Here is a 12,632-nt window from a genome sequence, read left to right on the forward strand (position 1 = left end):
ATAAGGTCATGCGCCATCGTAAGAGTGGTCGTCAACTAAACCGTAATAGTAGTCATCGCCAAGCGATGTTCCGCAATATGGCAAGTTCATTAATTGGTCACGAGATCATTAAAACAACTGTGCCAAAAGCAAAAGAATTACGTCGTGTAGTTGAGGCGTTAATTACATTAGCAAAAGTAGACAGCGTAGCAAATCGCCGTTTAGCTTTCGCTCGTACACGCAGCATTGAAACTGTTGCAAAATTATTTAATGAATTAGGTCCACGTTTTGCTCAACGTGCTGGTGGTTACACCCGTATCTTGAAATGTGGTTTCCGTGCAGGTGATAACGCTCCAATGGCATACATTGAGTTAGTAGATCGCCCTGAAGTAACAGCTGAAGCTGCTGCGGAATAATCTAAAATTAATACCTAAAAAGCTCACGTTTAGTGAGCTTTTTCTTTTTTAGCGTTGAAGTGATTTGAAATGTACTTTGCCGATAAAATAGAACAAAAATAGTGCGGTGAAAAAAAGACATTTTTTTCACCGCACTTTTGCTTATTTTTTCCTATTTGCTTTATGCCCAATATTTTTTCTTTGAGGTTTTACCTAAGCCCGGATTGAAACTATTGGTTGGATCTAACTCACGATAGAATTGACGGAGAGCCGGTTTGGCCTCATATAAATGTCCCACATTATGCTCCGCTGGATATTTTGCACCACGTTGATCGAGTAGCGCTAACATATCTTCTTCTAATTGATGGCAGTTATGGCCTTTTTTCACAATATAATCTTGATGGAAAACATGGCACATAAAATGACCATAGTAGAGCTTATGGCTAATTTTCTGGTTCATCTCCTCAGGCAAGGTTTCAAACCATTGTTCATCATTACGACGTAATGCAATATCCAACGCCACTAAATCTTCTACCTCATCCGCATGAATGGCACGATAACGAATGGCCGCAGAGGCGACAGCAAAACGATGCAACATAGCGGCTTGTGTTTCTTGTGCATTACATTCAAAATAACCGCCTTTGTCGCTCTCTGCAAAATAGCGGGCTAAATATTCTTGTGCCTCCTGAATCCCCTTGCCGCCCATTTTCACAATTAAGTGATGTTCGTATTTATCACGGTATTGACGCAAACTATCAGGCAAATGTTGTGGAATAAATTTTGAGCCGAATTGCAGGAGTTTGTCGCTAAAGTCCTGTAATCCTATTTTTTTCGCCAACCGATCCACTTTGGCTTTTAGCGCAAATAGCCCAGGAAGACGATGCGTGCCAAATTTTTTAATCACCCAGAACGTATCTTTACCGTATTCTGCCGCCACATCAAAGGCATCTCGATGGATATATTCGCCCGAAATTGGCAGTTGTTGAAATTCAGCGAGCATATGGCGACGAATATCATTTAACACTTGGGTTTGATTGGTGCCAATATAAAAAACGGCGGTGTCTTTTTCTAAGGGAAAAGTATCAAGTCGCACTGCAAAAATCGCTAATTTGCCCGCACAACCCGAGGCCTCATAATGGCGGTTAGGATCCGCATTAAAACGGGCAGGACTATCTTCATTGACCTGACGCACATGATGACAATAAGCATGATCATGACCCCGTTTTTCCGTTTGATGTACTTGTTCAGGTTGATATTGTCCCGTTTGTAAATTTTGTAAAATTTCTTCTGGTGTGCTACCCAGATCAATCCCTAAATGGTTATGTAAAGTTAGCTCACCCTTTTCATCCAGTTGAGCAAACAGGGACATTTCGGTATAAGCTGGACCTCGTTGCACCAACGCCCCACCAGAATTATTACAAATTCCCCCGATCACCGAGGCGCCAATACAAGAAGAACCAATCACGGAATGCGGTTCACGTTGATGAGGCTTAAGTAATAATTCCAGTTCATTCAAGGTTGAACCAGGTAAACAGACCACTTGTTCCGCCTGATTAATCAACTGAATGCCACTAATTCGCATGGCATTGATAATCACAATATCCCGATCATAATCATCACCACTCGGCGTTGAACCGCCTGTCAGCCCTGTATTGGCGGCTTGTGAAATAACGATCACATCTGCCTCTACACAGGCTTTGAGTACCTGCCAAAATTCCACTAACGTAGCGGGACGAACGACGGCAATGGCTTTGCCAGATCCGAAACGATAGCCACTACGATATTGTTCATTTTTGGCCGGATCGGTGATCACATAATGTTTACCGACAATTTGATGAAGTTGCTGAATAAGTTGTGTTGACATAAGGTTCCCTCGTTAAAATAATCACGGCGTATTTTATTTACTTTCCAAATCCACCCCTAAGACTTCAGGGATCAGTTTAATTTCACCATAAAGATGATGCAAGATTTCTTTATCCTCTAAATCTGCTCGTAACACCAATTTAATTTCCCCATGATATAAATCTTTGATATTCATATCTTCAATATCACAATGCTGTTGTGCAAATAAGGCTTTGATTTTATTAATACCCGCCATATCGTTCAAGTGGACGGTGAGGGTCGCTTTAATGTCGGCGGGACGATGACGTTGTACATAACGCTGTACAATCGGACTTAAGCGAATCGCAATGAAGATCATCATGGTAGCCAAAATTGCATCAAAAAAGAAACCCGCCCCCGAGGCAATACCAATCCCCGCCGCTGCCCAAATAATTGCCGCCGTCGTTAAGCCAGAAATCGCATCATTGCTTTTACGCAAAATTACCCCCGCCCCGAGGAAACCGATACCACTAATCACTTGTGCCGCTAATCGCATGGGATCGGTACGAATATTTTGCGACACTTCCGCATAATATTCCGCCGATTGAATCGACACAATGGTCAAAATACAGGTGGTAATTGAGATAATCACACAGGTTTTGACCCCGACAGGTTTACGTTTCAATTCCCGCTCTAAACCGATAATACCGCCGAGACACATGGCAACGCATAATTTCATTAAAATAATGAAATGTGATGAATTAATCACCGCTAAAAATAATGCTTGTATATTTTCCATTAGATTATCTCTTGTTCTATTAATCTATTTATCTCTGGCATGATACCTCGCCACAAGGCGAACGAATGAGCAGCTTGTCCCACTAACATCCCAAAACCGTCGCTCATGTTCTTCACACCAAGGGATTTTGCCCATGCCAAAAAGGGCGTATCGCCTTGTTTTGCATATTGCATATCATAAACAGCATGCGCCAATGACAACAGTTCTGGCGCAATGGGCACCGTTTTTCCTTGTAAGCCCAATGACGTTGCATTAATTATCACATCAAACGGTTGCACCGAAATGTCGGTTAATTGCACCGCACTTATTTGACCATATTGGCCAAATTTATCGGCTAAATCCTGCGCTTTTTCCAAGGTTCGGTTGGCCAACACAATATGTTGCTTGGCTTGCAACAATGGTAACAATACCCCTTGGGTTGCGCCACCAGCACCTAAAATTAATAACGTTTGATGGGGTCTTAACCAACCTAAACGTTGTAAATCACTGACTAACCCCGCCCCGTCCGTGTTATCTGCATAGAGATCGCCATTCTCCAACTTTTTCAATGTATTACAAGCTCCCGCTGTTAATGCACGTTCACTGTAAACCTGAGCAAGCTGATAAGCACGTTGTTTAAAAGGGGCGGTAATATTGCAGCCTTTCGCCCCTTGTGCAAAGAAGTCGAGGAGCTGTTGTTCAAACTGAACCTCATCACCGAGCAGCGCATCATATTGCATTATTTGTCCCGTTTGTTGGGCAAAAAAGTGATGAATTTGAGGTGATTTGCTTTGGGCAATAGGGTTACCCCAAACCGCATAGCGATCAACGGCGCGAGTATGAGGAGCAATAACGGTATTTTGTGGCATATTTTATCCCTGTCTAACAATTTGATTCGTCAATAAATCTCGAATTTCTGACGGATTTTTAGCCCCACCCACCGGCATATCGACCACTGGAAAATATTCACCAAATTGTGACCGCACTTCTTCGGCTGTTTTACAAGGGGGCAACCCCGTTAAATTCGCACTGGTTGACGTTAAAGCAAGGCCCGTCGCTTGGCATAATTGTACTACCGCCGGATGACGGCATAAACGCACAGCAATGCTGTCAAATTTCCCCGTGAGGAATGCGGGCACTTCGGCACGAGATGGCACAACCCAAGTCGTTGGGCGAGCATATTGTGCTTGTAATCTTGCCCAATGTTGTGGCGTAAAATCTTTGGTTTCAATAAATGGCAAAAGAAAATCCAACTCTGGCGCCACCAAAATCAAGCCTTTTTCTACTGGACGTTGCTTTAAAACTAACAACTTTTCCACCGCACTTTGGCTTAAGGGATCACAACCTAAACCAAACACCGCCTCGGTTGGATAAGCAATGACCTGTTCGGATTTTAATAAATTGACTAATCTGTTCATATAATTGTATTGGTTTAAATAAAAAAGAAACGCTAGCACGAACCAGCGTTTCTTTATTCACTATTGTAATTCAGAATGGAATATCATCATCAAAACTATCCAACGGTGGCTCTGCGGCTGGTGGGGCTTTTTGCATTTGTTGTGGTTGGCGTGGTGTTTGAGTTGGGCGTGAGTAGCCACCAGATTGTTGTCCAGAAAACCCGCCATTATCTTGATTAAATCCGCCTTGGTTAGCATTACGGCTATCCAACATTTGCATGACATCCCCTTGAATTTCCGTGGTGTAACGATCTTGCCCGTTTTGGTCTTGCCATTTACGGGTTTTTAAACGCCCCTCCACGTAAATTTGGGAACCTTTGCGTAAATATTCACCGACCACTTCGGCTTGACGGCGATAAAACACAATGCGGTGCCATTCCGTGACTTCACGGCGTTCTCCGGTATTTTTATCGTTCCAACTTTCACTGGTGGCGACGCTGATATTCGCCACGGCTTCACCATTTGGCATTGTCCGAATTTCAGGGTCATTTCCTAAACGCCCCACAATAATAACTTTGTTTACTCCAGCCATAATTTCCTCGATTGACTATTAAATTACTCTGTATTTTGCCCTAAAATAAAAAAAAAATCTAGATTTTTTACTGGTTATTTTAACAGATTCTTAATTTTGTGATATGCTTTCCAAAATTTCACTTTTTATTGATACTCACAATGAACAAAATCGACATCCGAGGGGCAAGAACCCATAATTTAAAAAATATTAATCTGACTATTCCACGGGATAAACTGATTGTCATTACCGGATTATCTGGTTCAGGAAAATCCTCCCTAGCTTTTGATACGCTTTATGCAGAGGGACAACGCCGCTATGTGGAAAGCCTATCGGCTTATGCCCGTCAATTTTTATCCTTAATGGAAAAGCCTGATGTAGATAGCATTGAGGGGCTTTCGCCAGCGATTTCTATTGAGCAGAAATCCACTTCCCACAACCCCCGTTCTACGGTGGGGACAGTCACGGAAATTCACGATTATTTACGCTTATTATTTGCCCGTGTCGGTGAACCTCGCTGCCCAACCCATAACGAACCGCTGACAGCGCAAACTATTTCGCAAATGGTGGACAAGGTGTTGAGCTTGCCCGAGGAAAGCAAAATGATGTTGCTTGCCCCCGTGGTGCGAAACCGCAAAGGGGAACATGTTAAATTGCTCGATCAAATTGCGGCACAAGGCTATATTCGAGCAAGAATTGACGGTGAGATTTGTGATTTATCGGATCCGCCAACCCTAGAATTACAAAAGAAACATACGATTGAAGTGGTTATCGACCGTTTTAAAGTCCGAGCCGATTTAGCCACTCGCTTGGCAGAGTCTTTTGAAACGGCGTTGGAGCTATCTGGCGGTGTTGCCGTTGTGGCCAGTATGGATGACGATAACGCTGAAGAACTGGTATTCTCGGCCAATTTTGCCTGTACACATTGTGGTTATTCCGTACCAGAATTAGAACCGCGGTTATTTTCTTTCAATAATCCAGCGGGGGCTTGCCCAACTTGTGATGGTTTGGGCGTACAACAATTTTTTGATGAAAAAAGGGTCGTACAAAATCCGTCTATTTCCTTGGCAGGCGGAGCAGTGAAAGGCTGGGATCGCCGTAACTTCTATTATTATCAAATGCTCACCTCTTTGGCCAAACATTATCATTTCGACGTGGAAATGCCGTTTGAAAAATTGCCTAAAAAAGTACGTGATATTGTGTTGCATGGCTCTGGCAAAGAAGAAGTTGAGTTCACGTATTTAAATGATCGTGGTGATACGGTGGTTCGCCGTCATGCCTTTGAGGGTATTTTAAACAATATGGCACGCCGTTATAAAGAAACGGAATCCATGTCAGTGCGAGAAGAATTGGCGAAAAATATCAGTACACGTCCTTGTGTGGATTGTTGCGGATCCCGTTTACGCCCTGAGGCTCGTCATGTTTATATTGGACAAACTAACTTGCCTGATGTGTCAGAGATGAGTATTGGCGAGGCCTTGGCGTTTTTCGAGAAAATGGCGTTAGTCGGGCAAAAAGCCCAAATTGCCGAGAAAATTCTCAAAGAAATCAAAGAACGCTTGTCTTTCTTAGTCAATGTGGGCTTAAATTATCTTTCCCTTTCCCGTTCCGCTGAAACCCTGTCAGGCGGTGAGGCCCAACGGATCCGTTTGGCCAGTCAAATCGGTGCAGGTTTAGTGGGCGTGATGTATGTGTTAGATGAACCCTCTATCGGTTTGCATCAACGAGATAATGAACGCTTGCTTAACACCTTGATTCACTTGCGAAATTTAGGTAACACGGTGATCGTAGTGGAACATGACGAAGATGCGATTCGGGCGGCGGATCATATTATTGATATTGGCCCCGGCGCAGGTGTTCACGGCGGTGAAGTGATTGCGCAAGGCACCGCCCAAGAAATTATGGCGAACCCCCACTCCATTACAGGGAAATATTTATCGGGCGCAGAAACAATCGAAATTCCGAAAAAACGCACCGCACTTGATCCCGATAAAATCCTGCGTTTAAACGGTGCGACGGGCAATAACCTAAAATCGGTGAATTTAGAAATTCCCGTTGGCTTGTTTACCTGTATCACAGGCGTGTCTGGTTCGGGTAAATCCACCTTGATTAACGATACCTTGTTCCCATTGGCACAGAATGCGTTAAATCGGGCAGATAATATTCATTTTGCCCCTTATGAATCCATTGATGGTTTGCAGTATTTCGATAAAGTGATCGATATTAACCAAAGCCCGATTGGACGTACCCCACGTTCAAACCCTGCAACGTACACGGGCTTATTTACCCCTATTCGTGAGCTTTTTGCAGGCGTACCCGAGGCCCGAGCAAGGGGCTATAACGTGGGGCGTTTTAGTTTCAACGTACGAGGTGGACGCTGCGAGGCCTGTCAAGGAGATGGCGTGTTAAAAGTGGAAATGCACTTCTTGCCTGATGTCTATGTGCCATGCGATCATTGCAAAGGTAAACGTTACAACCGTGAAACCTTGGAAATTCGCTACAAAGGAAAAACCATTCATCAAGTGCTAGATATGACGGTGGAAGAGGCTCGGGAATTTTTTGACGCTATTCCAGTGATTGCCCGTAAATTGCAAACGTTGATGGATGTGGGATTGTCTTACATTCGCTTAGGGCAATCTTCTACTACTTTATCAGGTGGTGAGGCTCAGCGAGTGAAGTTAGCCACCGAATTGTCTAAGCGAGATACAGGCAAAACCTTGTATATTCTGGATGAACCCACTACGGGCTTGCATTTTGCTGACATCAAACAGTTGTTGGAAGTGTTACACCGCTTACGTGATCAAGGCAATACGATTGTGGTGATTGAGCATAATTTAGACGTGATCAAAACGGCTGACTGGATTGTGGATCTCGGGCCTGAGGGCGGTAGCGGTGGCGGTGAAATTATCGCTGTGGGGACGCCAGAACAGGTGGCTCAAGACAAAAAATCGCATACGGCGAGATTTTTGAAAGATATTTTGAAAACTGCCTAGTGATAATAAATAAACTGGTTAGTAAAAAAGGGATTAAAATCAAATTTTAATCCCTTTTTAAGATTACATATTAGATTAACTCTAACGCTTTCTGCACAATATGCTCCGCCGTTAAACCATATTCTTGCATTAAGAAATCTTGCGTTCCCACTTGCCCATAACGCTGTTGAATCCCGATTCTTCGCATTGGTGCTGGGCAATGTTCTGCCAACACTTCTGCGACCGCTGAACCTAATCCATTGGTAATGCTATGGTTTTCGCAAGTGACAATTTTGCCTGTACGTTTAGCACAATCAATCACGCAATCCACATCCAGCGGTTTTAAGGTGAACATATCCACCACCGTGGCTTCAATGCCTTGTTCTGCCAATTTATCGGCGGCATCTAAGGCTTCGGCGACCATAATGCCGTTGGCAATGAGCGTAATATCCTTGCCTTGGCGTAACCGCTTGGCTTTGCCGATAGTAAATTGTTCATCCTCTGCATAGAGTTTCACCGCTTGTTTACGAATCGTACGTACCCAATAAAAGCCTTTTAAATCCATTAATTGATTAATGATCGCTTTCATCATTGTGCCGTCTGACACTTCCAATACGGTGGAATGAGCCAAACCCCGCACAATGCCCATATCTTCAAAGGACATATGTGTACCGCCATTATGCACCGCTGTTACCCCTGCATCCGAAGCAATCACTTTGACATTGGCTTTTTGATAATCCAACGCCATAAATAATTGATCAAAACAACGGCGACTGGCGAATGCGGTAAAGCTATGCACAAAGGGGATCATACCTGCTAAGGATAATCCTGCTGCCATACCGACTACATTGGCTTCCATAATACCGCAGTTAATCACCTGATTTGGCAAGATTTTTTGCACTTTATCCATTGTCATACAACTCATCAAATCCGCTTCTAATTGCACGATATTGGGATTGTTTTGCATGGCATTGAGCATGGTTTCCGCATAAATTTTCCGCATTTCTTGCGGATCTTTTTCTCGCTGACTCATCGGCTCATCTCCAACTGTTGAATGGCGTTTTCAATTTCTGCACGACTTTGTTGATCTAAACGCAAATGGTGGCAATTTGGCAAATTCTCCAAATAAGGTACCCCTTGCCCTTTTTTGCTGTCTAAAATCAAGGCTAATGGTCGATCCGTTTTTTGTGTTAGCACTTGATAAAGTCGTTCAATATCCGTCCCTTTTACGGTTTCCACGGCAAACCCAAAACTACGGAATTTTGCTTCCAAATCAAAGGGATTGATAATGTCACAAAGCGAACCATCTAACTGTTGTTTGTTGTAATCGACAATGACGGTTAAATTGGTTAACTTACGGTGAGCAATAAATTGAAAGGCTTCCCAGCATTGCCCTTCGTTGAGTTCGCCATCCCCCACAATACAAAATGTGCGGTTTGGCAGTTGACGTAATTGGTGCGATAAGGCAATCCCTGTGGCAATGGAAATCCCTTGCCCGAGCGATCCTGTGGTGGCATCTACCCCAAGAGTTTTTAAGCGATCAGGGTGGCTCGGAAAATTTGTCCCGTTTTGGTTTAAGGTCAGTAAATCTTGTTCAGGGAAATAGCCTTTCAATGCCAATGTGGCATAAAGGGCAGGACCGCCGTGTCCTTTGGATAGCACGAAATAGTCCCGTTCTTGCCAATCAGGGCGTTTTGGATCAATTTTCATCACGCCACCATAGAGTACTGCTAACACATCTGCAATGGATAGACTACCGCCGAAATGCCCGAAACCAAGATGCGTGAGTGATTTAAGCAAGGCGATGCGAATGTCTTTCGCCAACGCCTGCATTGCTTGCGTGTTCATTTACGCTCCTTTTTTGCTGGGTTTGACAGCGTAGTTGTACGCCACCAACGCCACAAAGATTGCCACAATCACGCCCATGATCATTTCTTTAGACAAATATTGAGCCATATAGCCTAATAAAATACCGACCCCACCGAAGTCTGCATCACTGAACGTGGTGTTGGCAAAGCCGAGATTGCCTAATACTGGCAATAAGAATACAGGCAAGAACGTAATCAATAAACCGTGTGCAAATGCTCCAAGCACAGCCCCCCGTCTGCCCCCTGTGGCATTACCAAATACGCCTGCAGTTGCACCACAGAAGAAGTGTGGCACTACACCAGGTAAAATCAACACCCAATTCAGTTGACCTAACAACGCCAAGCCGACAATACCGCCCACAAAGCTAGAAAGGAAGCCGATTAACACCGCATTAGGAGCATAAGGGAACACAATCGGACAGTCCAATGCGGGACGAGCGTCAGGTACCAGTTTTTCAGAGAACCCTGTAAAGGCTGGAACGATTTCCGCTAAAATTAAGCGAACCCCTTGTAAGATAATGTAAACGCCAGCGGCAAAGGTAATGGCTTGAATAGTGGAGTACACTAAGAAATGTTGACCGCCACTTAAGTTTTGTTCCACATATTGACTACCAGCAGAAATGGCTAAAATGAAATAAATCACCAACATTGTCAATGAGATAGAAATGGAACTATCACGCAAGAAACTCAAATTTTTCGGTAAATTCATTTCTTCCGTCGATTTGGAATTTTTGCCCACTGCTTGACCAATCACCGCAGATAAGAAATAACCGAGTGAGCCAAAATGCCCAAAGCCCACATCATTGCTACCTGTCACTTTTTGCATATAACGGTGCATTAAGGCAGGGAAGAACGCCATCACTAAACCTAACGCCAAGGAACCCACAAACACTAGTTGCACGCCTTCAAAACCCACCACGGTTAAGATAATACCGATCATACAAGCCATATAGAATGTGTGATGACCTGTTAAAAAGATAAATTTTAACCGTGTGAAACGAGCCACGATAATATTGGCAGCCATCCCAAATGCCATAATTAACGCTGTCGCTGTACCGTATTTTTCAATCGCCATTGACACAATGGCTTCGTTGTTTGGGATAATGCCTTGCACATTAAAGGCGTATTCAAACATACCGCCAAGTGGGGCGAGAGATCCCATTAACACAGTGGCACCGCCACCTAAAACTAAGAAACCTAAAATCGTTTTTACCGTGCCTTTAATAATATCAGGCGCAGATTTTTTCTGAGCAATTAAACCGACCAAGGCAATCAAACCCACCAATACAGAGGGTACTTTAAGAATATCTAAAACAAAAAAGAGTACGCTGTCCATCATAACCTCCTAACGGTTAAAATATGCGGTTAATTTTTCTTCAAATTCGTTTAATCCCACGATATTTTTTACAACGATAATCCGTTCGGGATCAATACTACTGCTGGCGGCAATATCACTTGCCATCACAAATACATCGGCATCATTCAGGGTGACCGAAGATAAATCCGTATGATTCACTTCCGCTTCAATACCTAATTTTGCCAATACTTTTTTGATGTTCATTTCCATCATAAAACTGCTGCCCAACCCTGAGCCACAGACTGCCATTATTCTCATAGGAAACTCCTTAGTTAATAAAAATCAGTGTCACTATATAATTCAATGTTAACGCTATCAATAAGCAAATTTCAAAATTGTGATAGCGTTAACATTTTTTCTTAAATTTATGTTCAAAAATGTGATCTTGATCACAAAATATCAGTAAGAAAAAAATGAATTTCAGCAAAACCGATGGCTTTTCTGTATAATACCCAAGACAAAATTAGGGTAATAACATGGCAGAAATAACAAGATCACGCAAAACAACAGGAAAAGTCACTTTAGCCGATGTGGCAAAAGTCGTGGGTGTCGGACAGATGACAGTTTCACGAGCGTTACGTCAGCCAGCGTTGGTTTCTGAGGAAATGCGTGAGAAAATTGAGCAAGCCGTGCAACAACTGGGCTATGTGCCGAACTTTGCAGCCCGTCAATTAGCCTCTGCCACCTCTCGTAATTTGGTTGTGGTGACACATTCCTTGATTTCTCGTGAAAATGCCTTGATTTTATCCGCACTTCAAGAAAATATCCGTGAATTAGATGTGCAATTAGTGATTCTGATTGCAGATAATAAACACTGGCTACGAGAGTTAATTAATCATTCTCCGTTAGCGATTGTGTTACTGAATTTGACTTGCCCAGCCAATGCTAAGGAATGGATTACACAAAGTGGCATGCCTTGTTTAGAAATTGGTTCTATCCAACAAGATCCCTTGCATATTAATGTCGGTATTGATAGCAAACAAGCCATGAAAAAAATGGTGACTTTTTTGGTTGAAAAAGGTTATCAAGAAATTGCGTTGTTATCAGCAACCCAAGAGTTGGCTATTTTTCAGCAATACCTTGCCAGTTGGCACACGACGCTGTTAGCCAAACATATCAACCCTCATTTAATGTTGCACAGTGCTGAACCGATTTCATTTTCCGCAGGAGGAAAATTATTCAGCGAATCTTTGTTGTTGTGGGGAAAAATTGATGCCTTAGTCTTTGTGTCGGATGAATTGGCTTGTGGCGCCCTATATGAGGCACAACGCCGTCATATCTCGGTACCACAAGATATTGCCATCGCCAGCCTTGGAGGGCTAGATGTGGGAACGGTATCTTATCCAAGACTCACGACGATTTCGATTCCTTATGAACAAATTGGCTATCAGGCAGGTAAAATGCTTAAACGTTTATTACAGGATGATGTGCCGAGTTCTCAGACAAAAGTGATTGAAATACCAACAAAATTGGCGGTAAGAGAAAGCTGTTAAT

The 12,632-nt window shown here is 43.2% G+C and carries 12 protein-coding genes; 3 read left to right on the top strand and 9 right to left on the bottom strand.

The window, feature by feature from the left end:
- Positions 1-8 precede the first annotated feature (8 nt).
- Entirely contained in the window at positions 9-395 is a 387-nt protein-coding gene (gene rplQ, locus ACTG7Q_RS08250; protein WP_439242734.1) for a 50S ribosomal protein L17, read from the top strand.
- A gap of 160 nt (positions 396-555) precedes the next feature.
- Here the strand turns inward: rplQ and dld are convergent, their stop codons facing one another.
- The 5 genes from dld to ACTG7Q_RS08275 form a co-directional block, all read right to left on the bottom strand.
- Positions 556-2,238, bottom strand: coding sequence for a D-lactate dehydrogenase (dld, locus tag ACTG7Q_RS08255; RefSeq protein ID WP_439242736.1), 1,683 nt, complete (start codon positions 2,236-2,238; stop codon positions 556-558).
- Positions 2,239-2,271: 33 nt separating this feature from the next.
- A complete protein-coding gene (locus ACTG7Q_RS08260; RefSeq protein WP_439242738.1) occupies positions 2,272-2,994 on the bottom strand; it encodes an MgtC/SapB family protein in 723 nt (240 codons plus the stop codon).
- Positions 2,994-3,842, bottom strand: a complete 849-nt coding sequence (aroE, locus tag ACTG7Q_RS08265) for a shikimate dehydrogenase (RefSeq protein ID WP_439242740.1) — start codon at positions 3,840-3,842, stop codon at positions 2,994-2,996. Before aroE ends, ACTG7Q_RS08260 begins: the two co-directional genes overlap by 1 nt.
- 3 nt (positions 3,843-3,845) lie before the next feature.
- Positions 3,846-4,391, bottom strand: coding sequence for a Sua5/YciO/YrdC/YwlC family protein (locus tag ACTG7Q_RS08270; RefSeq protein ID WP_439242742.1), 546 nt, complete (start codon positions 4,389-4,391; stop codon positions 3,846-3,848).
- Positions 4,392-4,461: 70 nt separating this feature from the next.
- Positions 4,462-4,962: a single-stranded DNA-binding protein gene (locus ACTG7Q_RS08275; RefSeq protein WP_439242744.1), complete on the bottom strand. Its 501-nt coding sequence runs from the start codon at positions 4,960-4,962 to the stop codon at positions 4,462-4,464.
- 140 nt (positions 4,963-5,102) lie between these two features.
- Here ACTG7Q_RS08275 and uvrA point away from each other — a divergent pair, with 140 nt between their 5' ends.
- Positions 5,103-7,934, top strand: coding sequence for an excinuclease ABC subunit UvrA (gene uvrA, locus ACTG7Q_RS08280; protein WP_439242746.1), 2,832 nt, complete (start codon positions 5,103-5,105; stop codon positions 7,932-7,934).
- A gap of 70 nt (positions 7,935-8,004) precedes the next feature.
- Here uvrA and ACTG7Q_RS08285 read toward each other — a convergent pair whose 3' ends face one another.
- The 4 genes from ACTG7Q_RS08285 to ACTG7Q_RS08300 are packed head-to-tail and all read right to left on the bottom strand — an operon-like array spanning position 8,005 to position 11,396.
- A complete protein-coding gene (locus ACTG7Q_RS08285) occupies positions 8,005-8,946 on the bottom strand; it encodes a transketolase family protein (protein WP_439242748.1) in 942 nt (313 codons plus the stop codon).
- Positions 8,943-9,761 carry a transketolase gene (locus tag ACTG7Q_RS08290; protein WP_439242750.1) on the bottom strand — a complete coding sequence of 273 codons (819 nt, stop codon included), beginning with the start codon at positions 9,759-9,761 and terminating at the stop codon, positions 8,943-8,945. The genes ACTG7Q_RS08285 and ACTG7Q_RS08290 overlap by 4 nt, the downstream gene beginning before the upstream one ends.
- Positions 9,762-11,117 (bottom strand): PTS ascorbate transporter subunit IIC, encoded by a 1,356-nt coding sequence (locus tag ACTG7Q_RS08295; RefSeq protein ID WP_439242752.1) that lies wholly within the window; start codon positions 11,115-11,117, stop codon positions 9,762-9,764.
- Positions 11,118-11,126: 9 nt separating this feature from the next.
- Entirely contained in the window at positions 11,127-11,396 is a 270-nt protein-coding gene (locus ACTG7Q_RS08300) for a PTS sugar transporter subunit IIB (RefSeq protein WP_439242754.1), read from the bottom strand.
- A gap of 218 nt (positions 11,397-11,614) precedes the next feature.
- Here ACTG7Q_RS08300 and ACTG7Q_RS08305 point away from each other — a divergent pair, with 218 nt between their 5' ends.
- A complete protein-coding gene (locus tag ACTG7Q_RS08305; protein ID WP_439242756.1) occupies positions 11,615-12,631 on the top strand; it encodes a LacI family DNA-binding transcriptional regulator in 1,017 nt (338 codons plus the stop codon).
- Position 12,632: the final 1 nt, after the last annotated feature.

This window comes from Lonepinella sp. BR2474 (assembly GCF_051851555.1).
GTDB lineage: Bacteria > Pseudomonadota > Gammaproteobacteria > Enterobacterales > Pasteurellaceae > Lonepinella.